We start from the raw sequence: 23,236 nt of genomic DNA on the forward strand, positions 1-23,236 counted from the left end.
ATCGGATCAGCGTCGGGTCACAGTTTCTGCTTGCCGCCGCGGCCCACGTGCTGCAGGTTGTTGCTGGTCTTGTTCTCGGCTCCGGTCGTGCCGCCGGCGTCGTCGTTCGTGTTGCCGTTGACGTTGGTCGGGCTGCCGCTGTTGCTGTTGTTGCCCGACAGGTGGACGTTCTGCGAGTTCGAGACGTTTCCGCTGTTCAGCGGGCCGTTGATGCAGATTCGTGCCCGGTTCCGGCAGCTGAAGCCGGCATGGAAACTGGCCACGGTGTCGCTGTTCCACACCCCGTCGACGCCGTACGGTCCGCCGTCCCACGCCTGGGCGGGCGACGCCCCGCCTGCGGCCAGGAGCAGGCCGCAAGCTCCTGCGATCACCAGATTGACGCGTGCCATGTTCTTCACTGTGTGCTCCTGCACCTCGCGGTTGGGTACCCCGCGGTCTTGCTACCGGGCGTTCCCCCATCCACCAAGCCTGAGAACGGCCCGTCCCGCGCATTCACTCTGAACGATCAGTGGATTCACCGTGACGGCTCTCCCCGGCACGCTCACAAGGGGCCTCCCGGGTGGGGTGCGCCCGCCGCCCACGGCGTACTCCCGGCGCCACCTCTCACCCGCGCAGCCGCAGCCGCTGTCCCGGGTAGATGTGGTCGGGCCCCTGGTCGAGCGCGTGTTTGTTCCGGGCGTACAGGGCCTTGGTGCCGCCCGGCGCGTGGGTGCGGTCGGCGATGGCGGAGAGACAGTCGCCGGGCCGGACGACATAGGTGCGCGCCGTGCTCCGGGCGGGCGTGGTGCGGGCGCGGGCGGGGGCTGGGGCGGCCTCGGCGGCCGTGGAGGTGCGCCGGACCTCGGGCGAGGAACTGCCGGCGGCGCCGCTCGTGGTCGAACGGGCGGCGCAGTTGGGCCAGGCGGACAGGCCGCGGTCGCGGGCGATGCGCTCGCCGACGGCGATCTGCTCGGCGCGGGTGGCGAGGTCGGCACGCGGGGCGTACCGGCGCCCCCCGTACGCGCGCCAGGTGTTGAGGTCGATCTGCAGGCCGCCGTGGTAGCCGTTGCCGGTGTTGATGTGCCAGCGGCCGCTGCTCTCGCAGGCGGCGATGCGCTCCCAGTCGGGAACCGGCGAGTCGGAGGGCGGGGCGGCCGCCGCGGTGCCCGGGCCGATGAGGCCGGCCAGGCCCACGACGCCGAGGAGGACCAGCAGCACGGACAGGAGCTTTTCGACGGACCGTTTGGCGAGGGGCGACGGCATGACGGGAATCCTCCGCAGTGCTCCGGCAGCGCCGTGACGGAGTACTCGCCACGACCGGTGGGCACGCACCAACTAACCCGGCAATATGGTTTTCGGCATGCCTGGGGAGCGCGACATGCGCGAGTTTCACCCGGGTGGGTGCAGCGCGAGAACCCCGCCTCTCAAGGCACATTGGCACCGCGGCCGTGCGATTGCGTCGCACATTTCCGTGCCGTCGCCCTGCGTCAAGATCCGAATTCAGGCCAGGCGCAGCAAATTCGGGCCGGTGCGCCCACCGCCGCCCCCGTGGAAACGGGCATTTACCTGACCGAATAGGCGAAGGACGGGGTGAGGGCGAGGGGTTCCGCAACGGCGACGGCGAACTCGTACGAGGGGGAGAAGGAGAAGTTCCTTACCAGGACCGGGACTTCCACGCCGTACGGTCCGGGAACGGTGACCGTACCGCGGTCGGCGGGGAAACCGGCCTCGATGCGTTCGGGCGCGACGGACAGACCACGGCCGACGGCCTGCATCGCGGCGTCCTTGCGGACCCAGAAACGGGTGATGAGGCGCTCCCGCTCGGCGGCAGGACGGCTCGCCGCGGTGCGTGACTCCTGGGCCGTCAGCACCTCGCACGGGGTGTGCGGCGGGGAGGTCTCGGGGCGGACGGACTCCACCGAGAAGCCCATCCGGCGGGCGTCGTCGCCGCAGGCCACGATCAGCAGGCCGCGGGTGCCGTACAGCTCCCAGTGGGTGGCGGCGGCCATCGCGGCGCTCACCCGGTCGGGGAGCCGGGCCAGCAGCCAGCTGCGGGACGCGGCGTCGAGAGTGGCCCGGGAGTGGCCGTTGAGGCCCAGGCAGCCGTCGGGGGACAGGGCCGTTCCCGAACTGCCGGAAGGGGTGGATCCTATGGGGACGACGAATATCGGAACGGGTGTGGACAGCACGTCCGGCTGATCGTGAGCGGGTGCGGGTGCGGCGGCGAGCGGTGCCGGGCGGGCCCGGCCGAGGTGGTGCGGGTGGTCGGGAATCCCCAGGTCAAGGGGCTCCGGACAGAGTTCGAGAAGAGCGGCGTTCGTTTCCACGTACTTTCCGTCCTCCACAGGTGAGCGGTACCAAGGCCGCACTGGGTGAGTGGTGGCCTGTCGTGCAGTGGTTCTCTCCCCCTTTTTCGCCTACATCGATCGATACAGACAGCCCAAGGTTTGCAGATCCTCCGGAAGCTTCGAGTCATCCCTCTTGCTGATGTACGGCTACATACTTCGATGTACGGGAGACCCACCCAAATTCGGGCGCCAGGGCCAGGAGAACGGGCAACGCACCGAAGTACTGTCCTCATGTGTGGTTACGTCTTTTCACAAGTACGCACGCGCGCCGCCGCCCCATACCGCTCCGTGACCTCAGATTGGCAGTGGGTTTCTTTGCCGGCTGTCTGATTCTGTATGTCGTGGGCGGCTCACAGGTGATGGGGGGCGATATCCCCGTTTGGCAGGCCGTCCTGCCGGTCCTCGTGCTGTGCACCGCGACCGCCCTGCGCAGCGTCCTGCCGCCGTTCGCGGTCGCCGTCGGCACCCTCACGGTCACCGTGGAGACCACGTCCAGCGGGGGCCTGGGCCCGGTGCTCATCTACACCGATCTGCTCTATGCGGCCGCGCTGTACGGCGCCCCGTGGCTGTGCCGGCTGCTGCAGGTCGGGACCGTCACGGCCACCCTCGCCACCACCGTGGTCCTGGTCCTGACCGGCGACCGCTCGGAGGGGGTGACGACCGGTGTCATCATCGCGCTGCTGCTCATCTCCCCCGTATGGACCGGGGTGTTGATACGCAACCACAAGGAACGCGCGGACACCGAACGGCAGCGCGCCGCGCAGATCAACCGGCTGGCGGAGCTGGACCGCAAGACCGTGCTGCAGACCGAGCGCACCCGAATGGCCCGTGAACTGCACGATCTGGTGGCCAACCACCTCAGCGCCATCGCCATCCACTCCAGCGCCGTGCTCTCCCTGACCGAGTCGAAGACGGCGGAGGAGGCCGGCGTCGAGGAGGACCCGGTGCTGCGGGCGCTCGCGGTGATCCGCGAGAACAGCGTGCAGGGACTGGCCGAAATGCGGCGGATGGTGGTGCTGTTGCGCTCCGATCGCGGGGTGGACGACGACTGGGACCGGCCGCAGCTGAACGCGCTCGGGGCGCTCGTGGAACAGGCCCGTCCGGCCGCGGACGCGGCGGCGCTGACCCTGCACACCGAGTTCCCCGAGAGCTTTCCCGAGGTGTCGTCGGTGATCGAGGTGACGGCGTACCGCATCGTGCAGGAGGCGCTGACCAACGTCCTCAAGCATGCCTCGTCGGGGCGCGTGCGGATCCGCTGCGAGGCGGGCGCCGAGCAGCTGACCATCTCGGTCGACAGCCCGCTGACCCGCCCCGACGGCCGGGCCCGGCAACGCCCCGTGGAGCACCTGACCACCGGAGCGGGCGCCGGGCTCGCCGGGATGTCCGAGCGGGCCGCGCTGGTCGGCGGCATCTTCGACGCGGGACCCGACCGCACCGCCCCCGGACGCTGGCGGGTGCGGGCCGTGCTCCCGCTGACCCAGAACTCCTAGGTGACGAGAAAGGTGGAGCAGCCAGTGGAGGAGCTAGTGGCGGACGAGCGCAGGGGGTGGCCGGCGCATTCACCGGCCCAGGCCCCGCCGGCCAGGCCCGAGGGCATACGGGTGCTGGTGGCCGACGACCAGGCCGCCGTACGGTCCGGGCTCGTCCTGGTGTTGCAGACCGACCCGGGCATCACGGTGGTCGGCGAGGCCGGTGACGGCGTGACGGCGGTCCGGATGGCCGCCGAACTGCGGCCCGACGTGGTGCTGATGGACGTCCAGATGCCGCAGCTCAACGGGGTCGCCGCCACCCGCAGGATCGTGGAGCGCGGCCTCGCCGAGGTGCTGGTGCTGACCACCTTCGACCTCAACGAGTACATCTTCGGGGCGCTGCGCGCCGGGGCCGGCGGCTTCATCCTCAAGAACGCGGAACCGGCCGTACTGGTCAGCGCCGTACGGGAGGTGGCGCACGGGGACGGTTTCCTCACCCCGGCCATCGCCCGGCGGCTGATCACCGAGTTCGCCGGCCGCCCGCCGGCGGCCGGACCCACCCTCCCGGAGGGCGCCGCGCAGGCCCTGGACACCCTCACCAAACGGGAGTTGGAGGTGCTGGCCTGCATCGCCCGCGGGCTGGCCAACAGCGCCATCGCGGAGACCCTCAACCTCGCGGAGGGCACCGTGAAGACCCACACCAGCCGCATTCTCTCGAAGCTGCATCTGCGCAGCCGGGTACAGGCCGCGATCCTGGCGCAGCAGCACGGGATCGCCCTGCAGGGCTGAGCGGGCCGCGGACGGGGGGTGCGGCCCCCGGCGGCCTCACCGGTCGGTGAGCAGCAGACGTGCCAGGGCGTCGTTCTGGCGGAAGTAGACGGCGTTGGTGTGCGGACGGGGGAACTGGGCCGGCCCGGCGACGATCCGGTCCCGCTGCACGGTGCCGGACACGTCGACGGGGTGCAGGCCCGCACCGGACAGCCGCAGCATGCCGCCCGCCCCGTCCTCGGTGCTCTCGAGGACCAGCTCGCCGCGGGAGAGCAGGGCCCGCAGCAGGGGGTCGGTGACACCGTCGCGGCCGGGGGCCGCCAGCCGTGCGTCGAGCAGGACGGCCGCCTCGTGGACGGCACCCGGGACGGCGGGTCCGGACGCGCGGAAGACGGCGCCGCCGTCGTCCCCGTCCCCGGTCCCGTCCGCGGACTCCACCCGCATACCGGGCCCCACGAACGTCACGATTCCCGCTTCGGCGAGCGCCAGCAGCTGCTCGGCGCGCAGCGGCGGCGGGCCCGAGCTGAGGTAGGTGCCGAGCGCGAAGCGTTCCAGCGCCTCCGCGACCTGGGGCGCGTCCAGCGCGCCGGAGCGCCACAGCTCCTCGATCACCGCGCCGACCCGCTGCAGGGCGTCGACCAGCGCGGTGTCGACGCCGCGCGCCGGACCGGTACGCCGGCGCAGCGCCTCGGCGAGGTGGCCGCGCAGCTGCCGCTGCAGCGCGTCGGTGCCGTCGAACTCCTTCCCGGCGAGCGGAGCGGCCAGCCGCTCCAGGTCGAACCGGTCGGCGGGGTCGGGCACCGCCGACCGGGCGAGCTTGGCCAGCCGGTCGGCGTCGGTGAGCAGCAGGGCGTACTGGGCGTCGAAGTCCTGCCAGGTCATACGGGTACGGGCGGGCTGCTCGGCGAAGAGCGCGCGGTAGTGCCACCAGCCCAGTTCGGCCACCACCAGCGGCCAGACCTCGCGGCCGAAGGAGGCACCGGGCCGGGACAGCCGGGCCCGGCAGGCCTCGACGGTGGCGAAGCGCGGGGCGGCGGGCGGCGCCAGGGCGCCGGCCGGTGCCGGGTACGCCGGTTTGGGGGGCAGCGGGACGCCGCGGCGGGAGCCCGCGTACAGCCGGGGCTCGCGCCCGGACGGCAGGTAGCGCAGCGGGCCGCCGGGGGTGCGGACGAAGCGCCCGCCGCGGCCCTCCGTCAGCAGCGCCAGGCAGTCGATGAAGACCAGGCCGAGGCCGCGGACGACGACGGGCGCGCCGGGCGGGATGCGCTCCAGCGCGTCGGGGTCGGCGGGGCCGGGGCCGATCCGGGTCAGGCCGGCCGGCACGGGGGCGGCGAGGGTCTCCGTATGCCCCTGGGCGAACACCACCCGGTCGGCGAGGAAGGGCGGTTCGCCGTTGTCGAGGAACACCCGCTGGCGGCCCGTCCCGTCCGGCGCCGCCCCGCCGTCGGTCGTGCGCCGCAGGTCGGTCACCCGGGCCCGGTGGACGAACAGCCGCACGGAGGCGGGCCGTTCGCGGGTCACGGTCTCGAAGAAGTGGCGCAGATAGCGGCCCTGGTCGCGGCGGGCGGCGTACGCGCCGTCGTGGAGCGGGGAGCCGAGCCAGGCCGCGGTGGTGGGGCCCGGACGCGGCGGTCCGGCGCAGTCCACACTCGCGTCGGGGTACATCGTGACCTGCTCGGCGGCGGAGTTCATCCACAGCAGTCCGGGCTGGTCGGTGCGCCAGACGCGGCCCGCGCCCGGGGGGTACGGGTCGACGATGTGCAGGTCCAGGGGCCGGTCGCCGTACAGGGCGGGGACGTTGGCGAGGATCCGCTCGACGATCGAGGCACCGCGCGGGCCGCAGCCGATGAGACAGAGGGTGCGCGCCGTGCCCGCTTGGTCGTTCAACTGGCCTCCCCGTGGGCCCGTGTCGGAAAAACACAGGGGCCCGGTGGCCCGTGCCGCAGCACGGGACCACCGGGCGCCGTGTCAGCAACCGCCGCTGATCGTGGAGCCGAGGGCCTGAGCGTCACGCTCGCCCGGCACCTCCAGGCCCTGAAGGTCCATGATGGTCATCTCGACACCTCCCTTCCGTAAATCAGTGGACATGTGTACGGTGATATGCACGGCGTGTGGTGGAAACCCCACACCGAGTGGCCGGCTGTGTCAGCAGCCGCCGCTGATGGTGGAGCCGAGCGCCTGGGCGTCACGCTCGCCCGGCACCTCCAGGCCCTGAAGGTCCATGATGGTCATTTACGACACCTCCTCCCGAGAACTCGTGGTGACACACACGGTGGTGACGTGCCAGGTGCCGTTGCGGGACACCTGGAGCCGGTGAACTGTGCATCACAAGTGCACAGTTCACCCGGCATCACGTCAGCAGCCGCCGCTGACGGTGGAGCCGAGCGCCTGAGCGTCACGCTCGCCCGGCACCTCCAGGCCCTGAAGGTCCATGATGGTCATTTACGACACCTCCTCCCGAGAACTCGTGGTGACACACACGGTGGTGACGTGCCAGGTGCCGTTGCGGGACACCTGGAGCCGGTGAACTGTGCATCACAAGTGCACAGTTCACCCGGCATCACGTCAGCAGCCGCCGCTGACGGTGGAGCCGAGCGCCTGAGCGTCACGCTCGCCCGGCACCTCCAGGCCCTGAAGGTCCATGATGGTCATTTACGACACCCCCCTTCCGCGGTGAGTGGTGGCCGCCGCCCCGGACGGGGCGGTGGGGGTGGCGGCGCTCGCGGCGCCGCCGCCGCGTCCCGGGGCGGCCGGATCAACGGCCGCCGCGGAGCGCGAGTCGGTGAGGAACGGGAGCAGCGGGGTGCCCCGTTCGGTGGCGGACAGCGCGAGCAGTACTCCGGCGCCGCCGCCGGCCAGGTCCATGGAGATCCGGGCGCGGCCGTCGCAGGGGAAGACCGTCGCTCCCCTCCGCGTCATGGCGTGCTGGCCGAGACGGGTCAGATGGCGGCGCAGATACCGCTCGGTCGCCTCCGGGGGCACGGGCACCCGGTCGCGCAGCGCCGCCAGCGTGGCGAGCAGTCCCGCGCGGCCGCCCAGCAGCCCGGACTCGATGACGAAGTCGGCGGCGCAGGCGCGCAACAGAGCGGGCAGTGCCGCGCGGATCCGGTCGTCGTCACGGTGGTCCAGCAGCTCGGCCGCGACCAGGGCGATCCCCGCACTGCCGTTGTCCAGGTAGGGCAGCAACCGGAATCCCTCGTCCACCTGGAGGGTGTCCTGGGGGCCGGGCGCGCAGCGGTCGAGGTCGCGGTGGACGGCGCGTACCGCCTCGTCCAGCAGTCCGGGGTCCCCGGTGGCCTGGTGGGCGCGCAGCAGGAAGAGCGCGGCTCCGGACCAGCCGTACATCAGCCCGGCGGCGTCCTTCGAGCCGTGCCGGCGCTTGCGGGCGACCGGTTCGCCGCGGGCCGCGGTCAGCCGCTCGGTGACGCGGTCGGCGAGGCCGAGGGCCTGCCGGCGCAGGGCGTCGCTGTCGAGTACGGCGGCGAAGTGCAGGAGGTTGAGGCCGACGCCGGACAGCCCGCGGTAGAGGCTGGGGCAGTGGCGTACGGCGAGCCCGTCGGCGGCCCGGTCCAGGGCGTGCAGCGCGGCCTGTTCGTCGCCCAGCTCCCGCAGGACGTAGGCCATTCCGTGCAGACCGTCGTAGAAGCCGATCCGCTCGACGGGTACCCGGTCGACGGCGGCGCGCAGCCAGGCCGTGCCCTCTTCGTCGCGCTCACCGAGCGCGGTGTGCCGGGCCCACAGGACACCGGCTGCGCCGTGTCCGAAGCCCGCGCCGCCCTCGATGAACTGCTCGAAGTCGCCGGGGAAGAGGCGGTCCTCGCGGTGCGGGGTGGCGCTGTCGCGCAGCCCGCGGCCGAGGGAGGCGAGCAGGCCGGAGGGCGGCCACGGGCCTGCCGGCGAGGCCAGTTCACAGGTCGTGTCGTCATTGGGGGCCAGCTGCGGCGCCAGCCGCGACACCAGCGCGTCCGGCAGTGCGTACCGCTCGGCCGCGGCGGCCAGCAGCGCGGGCGCCTTGTCGGGGGCGAGGCCGCCGAGCGCCGCCAGCGGCAGGAACAGCCAGAGTCCGATGGCGGCGAGCGCGTAGTGATCGCCGTCGGTGCCGGTCGCGTCGGCGCGGTGGAAGCCGGGGGCGCCGAGGCTGCTCGGGGTGGCCCGGTCGGCCTCGTCGGCCACCTCGAAGTCGAGGAGGACGGGTTCGTCGCCGGGCTTGATGATGAGGTTGCCCGGGTGCAGGTCGCCGATCCGGATGCCGCGGCCGTGGACCGCGGCGACCAGCGCCTCGATCCGGCCGAGCAGGGCCAGCGCGCGGTCCCGGTAGGCCGCGACGGCCCGTTCGTCGGGGTCGGGCACGGTCAGCGGGTGGTGGGCGGCGAGCCAGGTCTGGAAGTCCTGGCCGACGATGTCCTCCAGGACCAGGAAGAGGTGGTCGCGGACCTGGAGGGTGCCGAAGGTCCGCGGGATCCCGGGGAGTCCGGCCAGCCGCTCCAGCATCCGGTGCTCGTGGGCGAGCCGGCTGACCGCGTCGCGGCCGACGCCGTCGGTCCCGGAGTAGGGCCGGCCCTCCTTGAGGACGACGCTCTCCTCACCGGCGCCGAGGGCGTCGGCACCGACCGGGGTGGCGCGGTAGACGCCACCGCCGTTGGAGAACTGCAGCGCCCCGGTGATCCGGTACGGGAAGTCGTCCACGGCCTGCCGGGCGGCCAGCGAGTCCTTGAGGATGTCCGGCACGGTGACCCAGTCGGGGGTGTGGAAGACCGGGGTCCGCCGGTCCGGCTCCGGTGTGCCGTCGGGACGCCGGAAGGCCGTCACCAGGTCGCCGTTGCCGTCCTCCGTGTAGCGGGTGCGGAAGCCGCCGTAGCGCACGTACAGCGGGCCCTCGCGGAAGCGCAGGTCGGTCAGGACGTACGGGCCGGGGCGGCCGCCGACGAGCGCGTCCAGTCCTTCGAGGGTGCGGGCCAGCTCGGCGTCGTCCACGGGGTAGACGGTCAGCAGCTTGCCGGCCGAGGAGCGCTGGGCGTACTTGCGGCTCAGGGCGCGCAGGACGTTGGCGCTCTTGAGGTACTTGAAGGCGAGCCCGTGCCGGGTGCAGTAGGCGGCGACGTCGGCGAGGGTGCGGCGGGCGTCGTCGGGGGCCGCGCTGACGTGGATCTTCCAGCCCTGGTCGGGGAGGTGGTCCTCGGCCGGGCGGCAGAAGGTCCAGGCCTCGTTGTCGTCGCGGGTCCAGCCGTCGGGCAGCGGCGGGGCGGGGAAGCGGGTGGCCTCCAGGTCCCAGTTGCCGGGCCAGTCGAAGAAGGTGCGGTCGGCCAGGGCGAAGCTCTCGGCGCCGTCTCTCACAGGGCACCTCCGGCGGGGGCGGCGGCCGGGACGGGCCCGGGAGCCGGGACGGACCCGGTGGCCGCAACCGCGTCGTGGGGCCCGTCGCCGCGGCCGGGGGCGGCCTCGTCGTGGCCCGCTGCGGCCTCCTCGTCCAGGAAGCCCGCGAGCGCGGTGCGGCGGGTCGTCACCAGATGCTCGGCGAGGATGGCGCGCGCCTGGAGCTTGTCGTCCTCGTCCACGAAGTCGGCGAGTCCCACGGCCAGTACGCGGTTGTCGGCGCTGGGCTGCAGCGACGCGTAGTGCTCGTCGCGGAGCAGCCCCCACACGATCGAGTCGTGGTACGCGCCGTCGAGATAGCAGTGGTCGCGCAGGATGCCCTCGACCACGAACCGGGTCTTGGTCATCAGCCGGATGATGCCCTTGTTGTAGCCGGCGGTGGTGACCTGCACGCGGTGCGCGTCGAGCTGGTGGAAGAGGTAGTCGACGAGCAGGACGACGGCCTCCGCGCCATAGCCGCGCCGCCACAGTTCGGGGGAGCCGATCGCGCCCCCGACGGTGAAGCCGCCGATCCGGCCGCTGCGCTGGTAGCTGACGGTGCCGATGCCCTCGCCGTCCTTCGTCCGGATCACCAGGTGGTGGACCCGGCCCGAACGGTTGGCCTGCTCGACCTCGGCGGCACCCAGCAGCTCCCAGTCCCCGCTGAGCACGGCGGCCGGCGAGCCGGGCCGCAGCCAGGAGGCGATCGCGGCCCAGTCGTCGTCTCCGGGCCATTCCAAGGTCACCAGTCGTCCCTGCACGGTGCGTCTCCCTCCTCAGCCGTTGTAGCGGGTCAGTACGAGTACGGCGTTGTGTCCGCCGAATCCGAAGGAATTGCTCAGCACCACGTCGCCGTCCCAGTCGCGGGCGCCCTTGACCACCAGGTCGAGATCGGGTTCCTCGGGGTGGTCGCAGTTGCGGATCGGCGGGATGGTGCGGTCGCGGAGCGAGAGCACCGCGGCGGCGGCCTCGGCGGCTCCGGAGGCGCCGAGCATGTGCCCGGTCATGCTCTTGACTGCGGTGACCGGGGTACGGCGCAGATGGTCGGGGCCGAGCACCTCGCGCAGCGCGGCGGCCTCGATGCGGTCGTTGAGCACGGTCCCGGTGCCGTGGGCGCTGATCTGCCCGACGTCCTCGGGGGCGCGTCCCGCGTCGGCGAGTGCGCCGCGCATCGCGCGGATGGCTCCGGCGCCGGTCGGGTCGGGGGCGGTCGCGTGGTGGGCGTCGGTGGTCGAGGCGTAACCGGCCACCTCCGCGAGGATCGGGGCGCCGCGGCGCTCCGCGTGCCCCGCCTCCTCCAGTGTCAGGACGGTGGCGCCGGCGGCCATCACGAAGCCGTCGCGGTCCCGGTCGAAGGGCCGGCTGGCTCCTTCGGGGTCGTCGTTGCGGCGGGAGAGGGCCCGGGCGTTGGCGGTGCCGGCCAGGTCGACGGCGGTGAGCGAGTCGTCCGCCCCGCCGGCCAGCACGAGGTCGGCACGGCCGTGGCGGATCAGCTCGGTCGCCTCCCCGATGGCCACCGCGCCGGTGGCGCAGGCCGCGGAGACGGCGCAACTGGGGCCGCCGATGCCGTACTTGATGGACAGCAGGCTCGCCGGGTGGTCGATGGCGGTGAGGACCGAGTGGTACGGGGAGACCCGCCGCGGTCCCTGTCCCTTGAGGACGTCGTACTGCTGCTGGATCGCGGAGGCGGCGCCGTAGCCGGAGCCGATCACCGCGGCGAAGCGGTACGGGTCGATGCCGGCCGGCGGTTCGAGACCGGCGTTCCGCAGGGCCTGGGCGGCGGCGACCACCGCGTACTGGGTGAAGCTGTCGCTGCGCCGGACCTCCTGCGGGGTGAGGCAGCCGGCCGGGTCGAAGCCGGTCACCTCGCCGCCGATCCGGACCGGCAGGTCCGAGGCGTCGAAGCGGGTGAGGGGGCCGACGCCACTGCGGCCGGCCAGGAGGGCGTCCCAGAAGTCCGCAGTGGTGTTTCCCACGGGGGACACCACGCCGCAGCCGGTGACGACAACGCGCCGCCGCTCCTCGCGCAACTCCATGAAACCCACCTCCTATTTTCCGCCCCGTTGTCACGCTCGGGGCGTCCTCATGACCAGAAACATGACAGGTGAGTCATTGTCGTGTCAACGGTCCTCACCGAAGTTGGTCGACCGAGGCGCATGACACCGTGCCACCCCCAGGCCCTGTACCAGCGGAAACGCTCTCAACGACATGACTGACAGAGTCATGAAAATTGACTGTGCCACCCACACGGAGGGGGTGAGGAGCCGTGCGGCGGCCCCTTGGCGAGGGGGCGGCGGCCGGTGACGGAGGGGGCGTCCAGGAGCCTCTGAGCGCGCCCGGAGGCACCTCAGCGCCCCCGCCGACCCGCTCCGCGCCCCCTGATCTCCCCCTGTCAGAGCCGGGAGTACATAGAAAGTGACAGACGGCGGGGCGGAAAGTGCCTACCTGCGGATGATCCGAATCTGCCGGCCGGGCGGGACGCTGGTCCGTACAACGAGCTCCGACCCATCACACGGAACGAGGGGAACTCATGAAGGGTATTGCCGTCGGCATTGTTCTGGCGATCGCAGGTCTGATCCTCTGGCTGACCACAAAGGAAGTGGAGACCCCGATCGTCTCGCTTCACAAGGCCGGACTCATCCTGGCGATCATCGGCGGCGCGGAGGCCTTGTTCGCGCTACTGGGATTGGGAAAGAAAGCTAATAAATAATCGCGCATTGCTCGCAATAACGGCATTCGCGCCGCGGCGGGACGTGCGTCCCGCCGGTCCTCAGTCCCGCTTTTCGAGGAGATCCGCCAGCCGTTCCCGGGCCCGCTCGGCGTGCCGGTAGGCCTGGGCCCGGCGGAACAGCTCGGCGGAATACCGGAAGTGTCCGGCCGCCCTTTCCCGGTCCCCCACCCGCTCACAAGCCGCCGCGATCTCCCGGAGCGCGGCGGCTTTCTCATGGCTGCGGCCGGTATCGGGCAGCCCGGCCAGCCGCTCGCCCAGCGCAAAGAGGCGGTCGGTGTCACCGGCCGCCTCCGCACCCACCGCGTCCGCGGTCGTGAGCCAGAGCGGGAAGTCCGGTTCCTGCGTCACCGAGGCCACCACCAGGCCGCGTTCGACGATGCTGCGGGCCCGGGCCGTCTCGCCGCCGCGCAGCAACAGCAGGGCGTAATGGCCGTTGATCTTCTCCCAGAGCGGGAATCCCGCGGCCGGGGTGACCCGGCGCGCACACTCCTCCAGCAGGGCCGCGGCGCGCTCCGTCTCGCCCCGGTCGCGCAGGTCGAGCGCCCGGTGCAGATCGATGGCGGCCCGCGGCCCGGGGAGCACCCCGTCCGCCGGAGGCCGGCCGTGGTCGGTCCCCGGAGCCCAGTCCGGGCAGCCGCTCCAATACGCGCAGCGGGTGAGCACATCGAGGACCAGCACGGAGTGGAACCCCGTATCGGGTCGCTGACCAGCGCATTCGAGGTAGCCGGTGAGGGCGTAGCGCAGCCCGTCCTGGACCCGCCCGGCCGACTCCAGCAGATCGGCGAGCGCGATCAGGGCACGCAGCCGGGGCTCGGCGTACGGCGCGGGGGCCGGCGAGTCCAGCATCCGCAGCAGGACCTCGGCGCCCTCGTCGGCGCGGCCGAGCGTGCCCAGTATTTCGGCAATGGCGAGCTGCGCCTCGGTAAATACGTCGTCCTGCCGGCCGGACGGTTCCATCTCGGCCAGTGCGCGGAATTCCGACAGTGCACCCTCGGCGTCGCCGCCGTCCCATTGCCTGCGCGCCGCCACCAATCGCCCGACGAGGTCGAGCCTGCGGACCCGGCCGAAGGTTTCGGCCGGCTCGACGGCACCGGATATTTCGTCGACGCCGACGCCGAGGCGTTCCGCGAGGATCTTGAGTGCCCGGCCGCTGGGAATGCGCTTCCCGCGTTCCACCAGCGAGATGTAGCTGGACGACATGTCGGACCCGGCAAGGTCGTGCTGCGTCATTCCGGCGCCGACCCGGAGCTCTTTGATTCTCCTCCCGGTGTCCGCCAGCTCAGGCATTCGACAAACCCTCCGGATTTCGGACAGTGGCTGAACCCGGCCGGCTGCTTCAAATCGCCGAGTCACAATGAGTGCTCGGCACTTTACCAAGCAGTCAAGAAGAAGTCGACCGATATTCGGATTCCTCCACCGGTCTTCACCGAGTCCGCCGAGATCATTTCGACGGGCGCGGCGCATTGCCCACGGCGGGCCCGTGAGAGGCCCGTGCGGACACCGGAAAACCGGCTGCCGGGTACACCGAACTGTGTGGCACGGCGTCCCGGGTCAACCTTTCGATGTACTACCGCACGGCGATGCACACCCCGGGCCGACGTGGTCGGATGAGGCAGCAAGCGCCCCACCACCGCCGGACTCCGCGGAGGCACCACCCATGACGCAGCCCCAACGCCCCGATCTGCAGAAGGATCTGGCGTCCCTTTCCACCTCGTCGCCCGCGGTGCTGGCCTCGGACGCCGAGCGCGAGAACATGGTCGAACAGCTCAGAGAGGCCACCGCGGAAGGCCGGTTAACCCTGGAGGAACTGGCCGAGCGGTCCGAGGCGGCCTATCTGGCCCGTACCCGCGCGGAGTTGCTGTCCGTCGGCGAGGACCTGCCGCATGTGACACCCCCCGTCCCGGCGGGCTCGCCCGGACAGCGCACCTTCCGCGCCGCCTTCGGCGACCTCGTCCACCACAGCCCGGTTCTGGAACACGGCATCGAGGCGACCGCGGTCTTCGGGGACCTGACCCTCGACCTGCGCTCCTCCCCGGCACCGTCCACCGGCGAGCTGACCATCGTGGCCCGCGCGATCGTCGGCGACGTCCATCTGCTGCTCCCCGAGGGCGTCCGGGTCGAGATGAACTGCAGCAAGGTCTTGGGTGATCTGCGCGACCTGACCCGGGAGCACGCCGGCCCGGAAGCCATCACCCCGCTCGTCCGCATCACCGGCTCCGCCGTCCTCGGTGACATCGTCGTCGCCCACCCCGACAGCGACCGCCGCACGTACTGGCAGAAGTGGCTCGACGAGCGCCGCAAGCGGGCCTGACCGGAGGAGAAGCCATGACGTCCGCCCAGGCCCTGCCCCGCTCCGCGCCGCCCGCGCCCCTCCTCGACGAGGGCCGGATCGGCCTGCGGGCGAGGATGCGGCACACCGGCGCGCTGGCCCGTCGCAACGTCCTCCAGATCCGGCAGAACCCGACGTCGATGACCGACGCGCTGCTGACGCCGATCGTGCTGACCGTGCTGTTCGTCTTCGTCTTCGGCGGCTCGATCGGCGGGGGCGGCGGCCGTGCGCAGTACACCGCGTACCTGGTCCCGGGGCTGATGGTGATCCTCGGGCTGACCATCGCCATGGCCGTGGGCGTCGGTGTCAACGACGACTTCCGTACGGGCGTGATGGACCGCTTCCGCGCGATGCCCATCGGCCGCTCCTCCGTGTTGGTGGCCAAGCTCGTGGTGGAGACCGGCCGGATGCTGGTGGCCATCACGGTGCTGCTGATCGTCGGCGCGCTGCTCGGCTTCGACGTCATCGGGCACTGGCCGGGTCTGCTGGCCGCGATCGGCCTGACCGCCTTCTTCGGGACCTCGCTGGTGTGGATCTTCATGCTGCTGGGACTGACCCTGCGCACCGCCCAGGCCATCCAGGGGCTCTCGGTCCTGGTGCTGACCCCGCTGGAGTTCGGCTCCTCGATCTTCGTACCGACCTCGACCATGCCGGACTGGCTGCATACGTTCACCCGCTTCAACCCTCTGACGCACATGGCCGACGCGGCCCGCGGACTCGCCCTGGGCGAGGGCCCGGTGGCCGGCCCGGTGTTCTGGACGCTGGTGTGGTCGGTGGGCCTCACCGCGCTCACCGCCCCGGTGGCCGTCGCCAAGTTCCGCACCAAGACCTGACACCGATCCGTACGGAGCGGAGAACCTCCCCCGGCACGCCCTCGGCGTGGCTCCCTCCGTACGAAGAAGACGTGCCCGGCCTCCTCCGGCCGCCCCCGGGCCGGAGGGAGCCGGGCACGCACCTCCCCGACGGGACCGGGCGTACCCGCATGTCCCCCGCCGCCTTCCATGCCGCCGGACCCGCACCCTCGTGGTGCCGCGCCGTGCGGGGAAGTTCTTCCGCCGCGACGGCGACCGGCCACCACAGGGGTACGGGTCCGGGGAGTGCACTGCGGAGGGGTCACTCCTCCTGCGGGGCCTCCCGCTCCGGGAAGTCCCCTGCGGAGGCGGTCATCCCGGGCGGGGTGTCGGCGAGCGCGGCCGCCACCTCCACCACGGCGGTGGTCCCGGCGGCGACCTGCCGCCAGGCGTCCGCCAGCGCCGCCGGCAGTTCGTCGGCGTCCGTCACCCGCCGGTAGCCCAGGCCGTAGGCGGCGGTCAGCCCCTCGGTGCCGGTCGGGCGGGGCCGGGTGAAGGCGAAGCGCGAGCCGTCGGGGGAGACCCGGTCGAGGTTGGACTGCAGCCAGCCGTAGCCGCCGTTGTCGAGGACGACGTAGAGGACGGCGACGCCCGCGTCGGCGACGGTGGGCAGCTCGCCGCGGAAGAGGTTGAAGGCGCCGTCGCCGACCACCGCGACCACCGGCCGCCCGGCCGGTTCGGCCAGCCGTACGCCCACCGCGGCGGCCGCGCCGAAGCCGAGCGGGGTCTGCTCGCTGGGCACCACGGAACCGCCGCCGGACCCCAGCGACCAGTGCGGGAAGAAGTACGACCACATGTCCTGCAGGCCGTTCTCCTGGACCAGGACCCGGTCGGCGGGGACGGCCCGGTCGAGGGCGGCGAGCACCCGGGCGACCGGCACGGCCCCCTCGCCCACCGTCTTGGCGGCCTCCTCGGCACGGTCCGCGGCGCGCTGCGCCAGCGCGGCCCGCGCGGCACGGACCCGCGCCGGCCAGGCGTCGGCGGGCCGGTGACCGGCCAGCAGCTCCGCCCAGCCGTCGACGATCCGTCCGGCGTCACCCAGCACATGGTCGCCGGGCCGCTCCATGACGAGATTCTCCTCGCCCAGCACCGCCTGGATCACCGGTAGTTGACCGGCGTCCTCCGGCCAGCCGAAGGTGGCCGTCTCCTCCAGGCGGCTGCCCAGCGCGATGACGAGGTCCGCCTCGCGCCACAGGGCGTCCATCGGGGCGACGGTGTAGAGGCCGCTGACGCCGCAGTGCAGCGGGTGGTCCTCGGCGACCGTGCCACGGCCTGAGGCAGTGCTGAAGAGCCCGGCGCCGAGCAGTTCGGCGAAGCGCTCGATGCGGCGGCCGGTGTTGCGGTGCCGGGCACCGCCGCCGACCAGCAGCAACGGCCGCTCGGCCGCGGCGATCCGCGCGGCGGTGGCGGCCAGCGCGTCCGGGTCGGGCGCCGGCCGCTGGGGCCCGACGGGGCGCCACGGCCGGCCGCGGGTGACCGGTTCGGCGGCGATCTGTTCGGCGAGCTCCAGATAGACGGGCCCCGGGGCACCGTTGACCGCGAGCGCCGCGGCCTTCTCCAGGGCGCCGGGCAGCCGCTCGGCATGGTCGACGCGGGTCGCCCACTTCACATACGGGCGGATCGCGGTCAGCTGGTCCAGCTCCTGGAAGGCGCCGGTGCCGAGCCGGTCGAGCCGGGTGCCGTCGGCGATGAGGATCAGCGGCACGCCGGCGGAGCGCGCCTCCAGGACGCCGGTGAGCGCATTGGTCAGCGCCGGCCCCTTGCCGATCACGCAGACGCCGGGGCGGCCCGCGGCGAGCGCGTAACCGGTCGCCATGAACAGGGCGTTGCGCTGGTCCCGGCAGAGCACCACCGTGGTGTCGGACCGTTCCAGCTCGCCGAGCAGCGCCATGTCGTCGCCGGGCAGCCCGAACACCACGTCGGTGCCCAGGTGGTGGAGGTGGTCCGCGATCGCGGCCCAGGCGGTGGGGTGGGTGGTGGGGGTCATCGGCCGGCTCCCGGACGGTGGGCGGCGACGGCCTGGGAGATCAGGACGGGCTCGGCCCGTACGTCCTCGCCGTCGGCGATGTAGTTGGCCATCCGGCCGTAGCCGCCGAACGGGGCGTTGCCGTTGTCGATGGAGAGCAGGGTGGTGTCGAGGGTGACGGTGGTGCGCCGGCGCAGCGCCTCGACGAGGCGGGGGGCGTGGCCGTAGACGCTGGAGCCCAGGGCGCGTTCGGTGAACATGCCCGTGGTGAGGGTCGCGGCGAGCGCGTCCTCGTCCCGGTAGCCGGCGACGTTGAAGATCGGGGCGAAGAACTCCGGTACATGGGTGCGCGGGGTGACCTCCGCACCGACGACGACGGTGGGATCGAGCCGCCGGCCGCGGAAGTCGACGTGCCCGCCGTGCACGATGCCGCCGCGGTTGCGGGCGAGGAACTGCGCGCCGTCCTCCAGCGCGCTCTCGTAGAAGATCGGCCCGAAGTCGGCGTCCGGGTCGGTGTACGGGCCGTAGCGCAGCCCCTTCAGCTCGCTGACCAACGCGTCGACGAAGGGGTCGAGCAGCGACTCGTGGACGGTGAACAGGTCGGGGCCCAGGCAGTCCTGGCCGGTGTTGAGGACCCGGATGGCGATGGCGTCGCGGGCCGCCTGTTCGACGTCCGCGCCCGGGGCGACGACGAACGGGTTGACGCCGGAGCCGAGGAAGAGGAAGAGCTGCCCGGGGGCGAGCTGGGCGCGGATCTGTTCGGCGTTGGTGTAGGCGCCGGTGAAGACGACGACATCGGCGGGGCGCACGTCCTCCTGCAGGAACTCCCGCTGGCTGGCGCCGGTGAGGGTGATGGGCAGGCCGTGCTGCTCGGCGAGCAGGGTGTGCAGCCGGCGCATCTGGTCCTTGACCCGGCTGGAGGGGCGGAAGGCCAGCCGGTCGGTGTAGAGCGCCGGGACCAGGAGGTAGAGGGCGTAGGAGTAGAGGATGACGTTCGACGGCATGAAGGCGGCCAGCCGGGGGACCCGGCCGGGACGGTGGGCGGCCACCTCGTCCAGGGCCCCGTCGAGGGTGGCGATGGTCGACTCGATCTCGTAGCGCGCGGCGCGGTGGGTCGAGATCTCGCACAGCAGCTCGTGCACGGTACCGGCGTCGTTCACCAGGAAGTCCCGGACCCGGTGCACGGCTGCCGCGCGCCGGGTGTCGGTGCTGTCCTCCGGCTCGGCGGCCACGGTCGGCCATGCGGGAGCGGAGCTCATATGTCCCTCCTCGGGGCGTAGTCCATGGAGGGTCAGCGTCAGCCAATTGTCATTTATTGTCAAGTAAAGTCATTGCACTCGACTGGCTCATATGACAAGCGACCCCGCCTCCGACGGCTCCGCGAGGCCCCCCAGGGCCCCGTCCTCGCTGGCACTGGGCCACGAGCTGGCCTCTCATCTGTCGTAATGCACCCGCACCGGCAACGGGAATACTTAGCTCCGTAAGTGACAAAAAATGACTCCTGGCGCGGAACCGGGCCGTCCACAGGCACCCCTCGGCGGGCCTCCGATGAGTAGAATCGCGGTCATCACATGCCCTCGGTCCGCAGCGTCCGCGCCCCCGTCACCGTCCGTCCGCCCCACTCGACTGCGAGCGATTTTCTTGACGATTGAGCAGCCTGCTTTCGGTAAGCGAGTGCGGGAGGTCCGGCGCGCTCAGGGTCTGTCCCAGGGGGACCTCGCCGGGGACGACCTCTCCCCCAGCTATGTCTCGCTGGTCGAGAACGGCCGCAGAATCCCCGGCGCCAAGATCGCCCGGTCCATCGCGGAACGTCTCGGCACGACGGTCGAGGCGCTGTGCGCCACCGACGAGCCCGGCGACCGGCTGACCCTGCGCCTCGGCCTGGTCGGCCAGTTGGTGGCCGCCCGCTCCAGCCAGCTGGCCGGTGACTGGCCGGCGGCCCGGCGGCAGCTGGAGTCCGTGGTGGAGCAGGCCGGCACCGGCCAGGACGAGGTGCGCTGGGAGGCGCGCTGGGAACTCGCCACCGTCCTGGGGCGGCTCGACGACCCGGCCCGCCACGAAGCGGCGCTGCGGCAGCTGCTCGACGATCCGCTCACCCGCTCCGCGCCCGTGCTGCACGCCCGCGTCGCCGTCGAACTCGCCCAACTGCTGCGCGCCGCGGGCCGCCTCTCGGACGGGGTCCGCTTCGCCGAGGAGGCGGTCCGGGTCACCGGCGAGCTGGAGCCCGGCCGCCCGGAGCGGGCACAGGCCCGGGTGGCGCTGCTGTCGGTGTCCGTCGACAGCGGGGAGTGGAGCCGCGCCGAACAGCTCGGCACGGAGCTGCAGACGGAGGTCGCCCCGCTCCCCGCCGGTGAACTGCGGGCGAGTGCGCTGTGGGCGGTGGCCGGCGCGCAGTATCTCGGCGGGCATCCGGACCGGGCGCTGGAGCTGCTGGCCGAGGCGGAGCAGCTGCTCGCCGCGACGGACGGGATGCGGCTGCGGCTGCGGCTGGCCCGCGCCCGCACGCTGCTGGCGCTCGCGGCGGGCCCGCCGGAGGAGGCCGACGCCCTGCTGGAACGGGCCCGGCAGGCCGCCGCGCTCGTCGACACCCCGTCCGGCCGGACCTGGCTGGCCGTCCTGGAGACGGCCGCGGCGCTGCGCCACGGCAAGGCGACGGCGGCCGCCGGGCACGCCGCCGCGATCGATCCCGATGTCGCCGCGCTGACGCCCCTCGACCGTGCCCGCTGCCTGCTCCACCTCGCCCGTGCCCATCGCGCGGACGGCGGCGAGGAGGCCGCGGAGGCCGGCTTCAAGGAGGCCGCCGAGGGCTACGAGAAGGCCGGCGCCTTCCGGCTGGCGCTGGAGAGCTGGCGCGAGCTGAGCGCCGGCGGCCGTACGGGCGAGGGGCCCGATCCGCACGCCGTGCTCATGCCCTAGCGGTGTCGGTGGCCTGGGCGCCGCTGCCCGTTCCGGACGCCGGGCCGAGGTGCGCATCGGCCGGTGTGCCGAGGGAGCCGGCCCGCCAGAGCCGGACCCCGGGCACCGGGGCCGGGGTCGCCGCGCAGGCCACGGTCTGCGGGCCCACGGGCAGCTCGCGTACGTGGGCGGTGCCGCCGGGGCGCGCGGGGGCACCGGGACGTGCCGGGGAACCGGGGATCACGATCTTGCCCTCCGGCGCGCCGCTCAGCGCGTCGATCGCGTCGGCGGCGGCCAGCTCGCCCCGGCCGGTCAGCCGCAGCGCCGCTTCCTTCCGGGTCCACAGCCGGGCCAGTCGCCGCGCCCGCATCCCCGCCGGAGCCTCCTGGACGTAGCCGCGCTCCAACGCGGTGAAGGGAAGCAGCAGTTCGCCGACCGGTCCGCGCGGCACGGTGTGCACGGACAGGGCCACCGGGAGGTCCCGGATCAGGGCCAGGAACTGCCGGCCCGGGTCCCCGCCGGCGTCGAGGCAAAGGCGGATGCCCGGAGGCCGGCCGACGGCGGCGGGCGGTTCTGCGCACACCGGTCGGCCGAAGCCGTCCCGGGTCACCCGAATATCGCTCGGGGAGCAATGCAGCAGTCGTCCCAGAAATGCCGTCAAACAGTCGGGATGTCGAATGTCAACGGGGACGTTCGAGAATATATGTAAACAGCCGTCGGCTAATTCAGATGAGCGGGACGGATCCCAACTGGCGCCCTCTCGGGCTGCGTTGGCCGGGCTGCCGTCATGGTTGAGCGAATGCGCGCCACAGGAAGGCTGTTCCCCCCGCATAGATCCCCTCGCACCATGTCTCCTTTCCGGACCGGTCACGTCCGAGAAAGCAGTGCACTGAGTCGATTAGATTTACCCTCCGGAGAGCCTCAAGGTAACCCTGGTCTATGCCTGCGTCAACAAGCGACGACCGAAAATCAACTTCGGTTTACCCGGGGGCATTACGAGATTTCGCCAACGTGAGACCGGGCACGACGCGGTGAACGCCCGGCGACCTCAAGTCGAGGACCGGCCGATGGTCGGGCGACGGCAATCTGACTCTTATTCATATCCCTTGTGCGGATGCGCTTCTGCCGGTGTGGCGGCGCCGGCAGAAGCACCGCGGCCGGGGCCCTCCCTCAGGACGCCGACTGCTTCTCCACCCTGATCACTATGTCCAAAACCGTGCGCATGTCCTTCATCTCCTCTTCGGGCAGGGCGACGCCGAAGCGCTCCTCCGCCACCACGATGACCTCGGCCATCGCGAGCGAGTCCACGTCCAACTCCTCGACCAGGGACTTCTCTTCGGTCACGTCGGCGGGGACCACGCCGGCCACCTCGTGCAGGATCTCGGCGAGTTGAGCAACGATCTCTTCGCGGGTCGGGACGGTCGGGACGGTCATGACGGTCACCTCTCTGTGGAGTGCGGGCGGTTCGGGCGGAGCGTGCGGCCGGGGGCGTGCGGAGCGGTTGCGGCGTACGCGGCGGCCTGCGGCGAAGCGGGACGGCGCCGCACGGCCCGGCATCCCGGCGCGTGGGGCGGCATCGGCAGCGGCGCGCTCCGGCGCGGCGTCCGCCTCTCCGTGACATCGAAGTCATTTCCATGACTACACTTGACTGTTCTAGTCAACTGGAGGTCCGATATGTTGTCAACGACTTCCTTTCAAGACCAAGCCAGGACAATGCTTCTGAGTTGTGTTCAGTGACTCCGAAGTCGTGAACGAGTCAGACGGAGGAACCGCATGAGCGGTCTGCTCGACGGAAAGCAGCTGGTCGTCACCGGTGTGATCACCGAAAGCTCGATCGCCTACGCGGTGGCACGGCTCGCCCAGGAAGAGGGCGCCAAGATCGTCCTCACGGCCTACGGACGGCCGAGTCTGGTCGCCCGGCTCGCCCGGCGGCTGCCGGAAGAGCCGCCCGTGGTGGAGCTGGACGTCACGGACGAAGCGCAGCTCAGCACCCTCGCCGACCGGGTCGGTGAGCACCTCGACGGCGTCGACGGCGTGCTGCACTCGGTCGCCAACGCCCCGGCCGCCTGCCTGGACGGCGGCTTCCTGACCGCACCGTGGCGCGATGTGTCCGCCGCCCTGCACACCTCGACGTACTCCCTGGTGGCACTGACCATGGCCTGCCGGCCGCTGCTCCGCCCCCGGGCCTCCGTCGTCGGCGTCGACTTCGACGCCTCGCGCGCCTGGCCCGGCTACGACTGGATGGGCGTCGCCAAGGCGGGACTGGAGGCCTGCTCCCGCTATCTGGCGCGCGACCTCGGCGGCGAGGGCATCCGGGCCAACCTCGTCGCGGCCGGTCCGCTGCGCACCCTGGCCGCGCGCGGTATCGGCGGGGACGGCCCGTCCTTCGAGAAGAGCTGGGCGACCCGCGCCCCGCTCGGCTGGGATCCGCAGGACGCCGAGCCGGTCGCCCGTACCTGCGTGGCGCTGCTGTCGGACTGGCTGCCCGCCACCACCGGCGAGATCGTGCACGCCGACGGCGGCCACCACATGATCGGCGACTGAGCGG

23 protein-coding genes are annotated in these 23,236 nt (G+C 72.3%); 7 read left to right on the plus strand and 16 right to left on the minus strand.

Translation table 11 applies throughout. From position 1 onward, the window contains the following. Window positions 1–17 precede the first annotated feature (17 nt). From Scani_RS35415 to Scani_RS35425, 3 genes are all read right to left on the minus strand, one after another. Window positions 18–389 (minus strand): hypothetical protein, encoded by a 372-nt coding sequence (locus Scani_RS35415; RefSeq protein ID WP_371872414.1) that lies wholly within the window; start codon window positions 387–389, stop codon window positions 18–20. Between the two features lie 214 nt (window positions 390–603). After that, window positions 604–1,242: a LysM peptidoglycan-binding domain-containing protein gene (locus tag Scani_RS35420; RefSeq protein WP_159481765.1), complete on the minus strand. Its 639-nt coding sequence runs from the start codon at window positions 1,240–1,242 to the stop codon at window positions 604–606. Between the two features lie 299 nt (window positions 1,243–1,541). Then, window positions 1,542–2,306 carry a 4'-phosphopantetheinyl transferase family protein gene (locus Scani_RS35425; protein WP_159481766.1) on the minus strand — a complete coding sequence of 255 codons (765 nt, stop codon included), beginning with the start codon at window positions 2,304–2,306 and terminating at the stop codon, window positions 1,542–1,544. Window positions 2,307–2,668: 362 nt separating this feature from the next. On the opposite strand from Scani_RS35425, the gene Scani_RS35430 reads away from it, so the two are divergent. Both Scani_RS35430 and Scani_RS35435 read left to right on the plus strand, forming a co-directional pair. After that, window positions 2,669–3,817, plus strand: coding sequence for a sensor histidine kinase (locus tag Scani_RS35430; protein WP_159481767.1), 1,149 nt, complete (start codon window positions 2,669–2,671; stop codon window positions 3,815–3,817). 105 nt (window positions 3,818–3,922) lie between these two features. Continuing rightward, window positions 3,923–4,585, plus strand: coding sequence for a response regulator (locus tag Scani_RS35435; RefSeq protein WP_246296483.1), 663 nt, complete (start codon window positions 3,923–3,925; stop codon window positions 4,583–4,585). Window positions 4,586–4,621: 36 nt separating this feature from the next. On the opposite strand, the gene Scani_RS35440 is transcribed toward Scani_RS35435, so the two are convergent. From Scani_RS35440 to Scani_RS35455, 8 genes are all read right to left on the minus strand, one after another. Continuing rightward, a complete protein-coding gene (locus tag Scani_RS35440; protein ID WP_159481768.1) occupies window positions 4,622–6,451 on the minus strand; it encodes an FAD/NAD(P)-binding protein in 1,830 nt (609 codons plus the stop codon). An 81-nt stretch (window positions 6,452–6,532) separates the two neighbouring features. After that, window positions 6,533–6,652, minus strand: a complete 120-nt coding sequence (locus tag Scani_RS40475) for a class III lanthipeptide (RefSeq protein ID WP_218039216.1) — start codon at window positions 6,650–6,652, stop codon at window positions 6,533–6,535. 57 nt (window positions 6,653–6,709) lie between these two features. Beyond that, window positions 6,710–6,796 carry a class III lanthipeptide gene (locus Scani_RS42250; protein WP_218039239.1) on the minus strand — a complete coding sequence of 29 codons (87 nt, stop codon included), beginning with the start codon at window positions 6,794–6,796 and terminating at the stop codon, window positions 6,710–6,712. Window positions 6,797–6,919: 123 nt separating this feature from the next. Next, complete coding sequence (locus Scani_RS42255) at window positions 6,920–7,006, minus strand: class III lanthipeptide (protein WP_199838955.1); 87 nt, start codon at window positions 7,004–7,006, stop codon at window positions 6,920–6,922. A 123-nt stretch (window positions 7,007–7,129) separates the two neighbouring features. Continuing rightward, window positions 7,130–7,216, minus strand: a complete 87-nt coding sequence (locus Scani_RS42260) for a class III lanthipeptide (RefSeq protein ID WP_199838955.1) — start codon at window positions 7,214–7,216, stop codon at window positions 7,130–7,132. Beyond that, window positions 7,217–9,898, minus strand: a complete 2,682-nt coding sequence (lanKC, locus tag Scani_RS35445) for a class III lanthionine synthetase LanKC (RefSeq protein WP_159481769.1) — start codon at window positions 9,896–9,898, stop codon at window positions 7,217–7,219. Next, complete coding sequence (locus Scani_RS35450) at window positions 9,895–10,677, minus strand: GNAT family N-acetyltransferase (RefSeq protein WP_159481770.1); 783 nt, start codon at window positions 10,675–10,677, stop codon at window positions 9,895–9,897. Before Scani_RS35450 ends, lanKC begins: the two co-directional genes overlap by 4 nt. Before the next feature lie 15 nt (window positions 10,678–10,692). Then, complete coding sequence (locus tag Scani_RS35455; RefSeq protein WP_159481771.1) at window positions 10,693–11,952, minus strand: beta-ketoacyl-[acyl-carrier-protein] synthase family protein; 1,260 nt, start codon at window positions 11,950–11,952, stop codon at window positions 10,693–10,695. 494 nt (window positions 11,953–12,446) lie between these two features. Between Scani_RS35455 and Scani_RS35460 the strand changes: the two genes are divergently transcribed. Beyond that, window positions 12,447–12,626, plus strand: a complete 180-nt coding sequence (locus tag Scani_RS35460) for a DUF5708 family protein (protein WP_159481772.1) — start codon at window positions 12,447–12,449, stop codon at window positions 12,624–12,626. A gap of 60 nt (window positions 12,627–12,686) precedes the next feature. On the opposite strand, the gene Scani_RS35465 is transcribed toward Scani_RS35460, so the two are convergent. Further along, complete coding sequence (locus tag Scani_RS35465; RefSeq protein WP_308686605.1) at window positions 12,687–14,111, minus strand: helix-turn-helix domain-containing protein; 1,425 nt, start codon at window positions 14,109–14,111, stop codon at window positions 12,687–12,689. Window positions 14,112–14,304: 193 nt separating this feature from the next. On the opposite strand from Scani_RS35465, the gene Scani_RS35470 reads away from it, so the two are divergent. Then, window positions 14,305–14,958 (plus strand): DUF1707 SHOCT-like domain-containing protein, encoded by a 654-nt coding sequence (locus Scani_RS35470; RefSeq protein ID WP_159481774.1) that lies wholly within the window; start codon window positions 14,305–14,307, stop codon window positions 14,956–14,958. 14 nt (window positions 14,959–14,972) lie between these two features. Then, window positions 14,973–15,809 carry an ABC transporter permease gene (locus tag Scani_RS35475; protein WP_159481775.1) on the plus strand — a complete coding sequence of 279 codons (837 nt, stop codon included), beginning with the start codon at window positions 14,973–14,975 and terminating at the stop codon, window positions 15,807–15,809. Window positions 15,810–16,089: 280 nt separating this feature from the next. On the opposite strand, the gene Scani_RS35480 is transcribed toward Scani_RS35475, so the two are convergent. Both Scani_RS35480 and Scani_RS35485 read right to left on the minus strand, forming a co-directional pair. Then, complete coding sequence (locus tag Scani_RS35480) at window positions 16,090–17,814, minus strand: thiamine pyrophosphate-binding protein (RefSeq protein ID WP_159481776.1); 1,725 nt, start codon at window positions 17,812–17,814, stop codon at window positions 16,090–16,092. Continuing rightward, the gene (locus tag Scani_RS35485) at window positions 17,811–19,052 is read right to left on the minus strand and encodes an aldehyde dehydrogenase family protein (protein ID WP_159481777.1); all 1,242 of its coding nucleotides are present in this window, start codon (window positions 19,050–19,052) and stop codon (window positions 17,811–17,813) included. The genes Scani_RS35480 and Scani_RS35485 overlap by 4 nt, the downstream gene beginning before the upstream one ends. A gap of 415 nt (window positions 19,053–19,467) precedes the next feature. Here Scani_RS35485 and Scani_RS35490 point away from each other — a divergent pair, with 415 nt between their 5' ends. After that, a complete protein-coding gene (locus tag Scani_RS35490; RefSeq protein WP_246296330.1) occupies window positions 19,468–20,709 on the plus strand; it encodes a helix-turn-helix domain-containing protein in 1,242 nt (413 codons plus the stop codon). Here Scani_RS35490 and Scani_RS35495 read toward each other — a convergent pair. Further along, window positions 20,699–21,298, minus strand: a complete 600-nt coding sequence (locus Scani_RS35495) for a 4'-phosphopantetheinyl transferase family protein (RefSeq protein WP_159481779.1) — start codon at window positions 21,296–21,298, stop codon at window positions 20,699–20,701. The genes Scani_RS35490 and Scani_RS35495 overlap by 11 nt on opposite strands. Before the next feature lie 560 nt (window positions 21,299–21,858). Then, on the minus strand, window positions 21,859–22,122 hold the full coding sequence (locus Scani_RS35500) for an acyl carrier protein (protein WP_159481780.1): 264 nt from the start codon (window positions 22,120–22,122) through the stop codon (window positions 21,859–21,861). A 339-nt stretch (window positions 22,123–22,461) separates the two neighbouring features. On the opposite strand from Scani_RS35500, the gene fabI reads away from it, so the two are divergent. Beyond that, complete coding sequence (gene fabI / locus Scani_RS35505) at window positions 22,462–23,232, plus strand: enoyl-ACP reductase FabI (protein ID WP_159481781.1); 771 nt, start codon at window positions 22,462–22,464, stop codon at window positions 23,230–23,232. Window positions 23,233–23,236: the final 4 nt, after the last annotated feature.

Source organism: Streptomyces caniferus (assembly GCF_009811555.1).
GTDB lineage: Bacteria > Actinomycetota > Actinomycetes > Streptomycetales > Streptomycetaceae > Streptomyces > Streptomyces caniferus.

Excerpts from the sequence above, each read along its gene's own strand:
- Scani_RS42255 (WP_199838955.1), bottom strand. The coding sequence starts at position 7,006 with ATGACCATCATGGACCTTCAGGGCCTGGAGGTGCCGGGCGAGCGTGAC.
- Scani_RS40475 (WP_218039216.1), bottom strand. The coding sequence starts at position 6,652 with ATGTCCACTGATTTACGGAAGGGAGGTGTCGAGATGACCATCATGGAC.
- Scani_RS35470 (WP_159481774.1), top strand. The coding sequence starts at position 14,305 with ATGACGCAGCCCCAACGCCCCGATCTGCAGAAGGATCTGGCGTCCCTT.
- Scani_RS42250 (WP_218039239.1), bottom strand. The coding sequence starts at position 6,796 with ATGACCATCATGGACCTTCAGGGCCTGGAGGTGCCGGGCGAGCGTGAC.
- Scani_RS35480 (WP_159481776.1), bottom strand. The coding sequence starts at position 17,814 with ATGACCCCCACCACCCACCCCACCGCCTGGGCCGCGATCGCGGACCAC.
- Scani_RS35460 (WP_159481772.1), top strand. The coding sequence starts at position 12,447 with ATGAAGGGTATTGCCGTCGGCATTGTTCTGGCGATCGCAGGTCTGATC.
- Scani_RS35500 (WP_159481780.1), bottom strand. The coding sequence starts at position 22,122 with ATGACCGTCCCGACCGTCCCGACCCGCGAAGAGATCGTTGCTCAACTC.
- Scani_RS35485 (WP_159481777.1), bottom strand. The coding sequence starts at position 19,052 with ATGAGCTCCGCTCCCGCATGGCCGACCGTGGCCGCCGAGCCGGAGGAC.
- Scani_RS35475 (WP_159481775.1), top strand. The coding sequence starts at position 14,973 with ATGACGTCCGCCCAGGCCCTGCCCCGCTCCGCGCCGCCCGCGCCCCTC.
- fabI (WP_159481781.1), top strand. The coding sequence starts at position 22,462 with ATGAGCGGTCTGCTCGACGGAAAGCAGCTGGTCGTCACCGGTGTGATC.
- Scani_RS35420 (WP_159481765.1), bottom strand. The coding sequence starts at position 1,242 with ATGCCGTCGCCCCTCGCCAAACGGTCCGTCGAAAAGCTCCTGTCCGTG.
- Scani_RS35455 (WP_159481771.1), bottom strand. The coding sequence starts at position 11,952 with ATGGAGTTGCGCGAGGAGCGGCGGCGCGTTGTCGTCACCGGCTGCGGC.
- Scani_RS35415 (WP_371872414.1), bottom strand. The coding sequence starts at position 389 with ATGGCACGCGTCAATCTGGTGATCGCAGGAGCTTGCGGCCTGCTCCTG.
- Scani_RS35465 (WP_308686605.1), bottom strand. The coding sequence starts at position 14,111 with ATGCGCCGCGCCCGTCGAAATGATCTCGGCGGACTCGGTGAAGACCGG.
- Scani_RS42260 (WP_199838955.1), bottom strand. The coding sequence starts at position 7,216 with ATGACCATCATGGACCTTCAGGGCCTGGAGGTGCCGGGCGAGCGTGAC.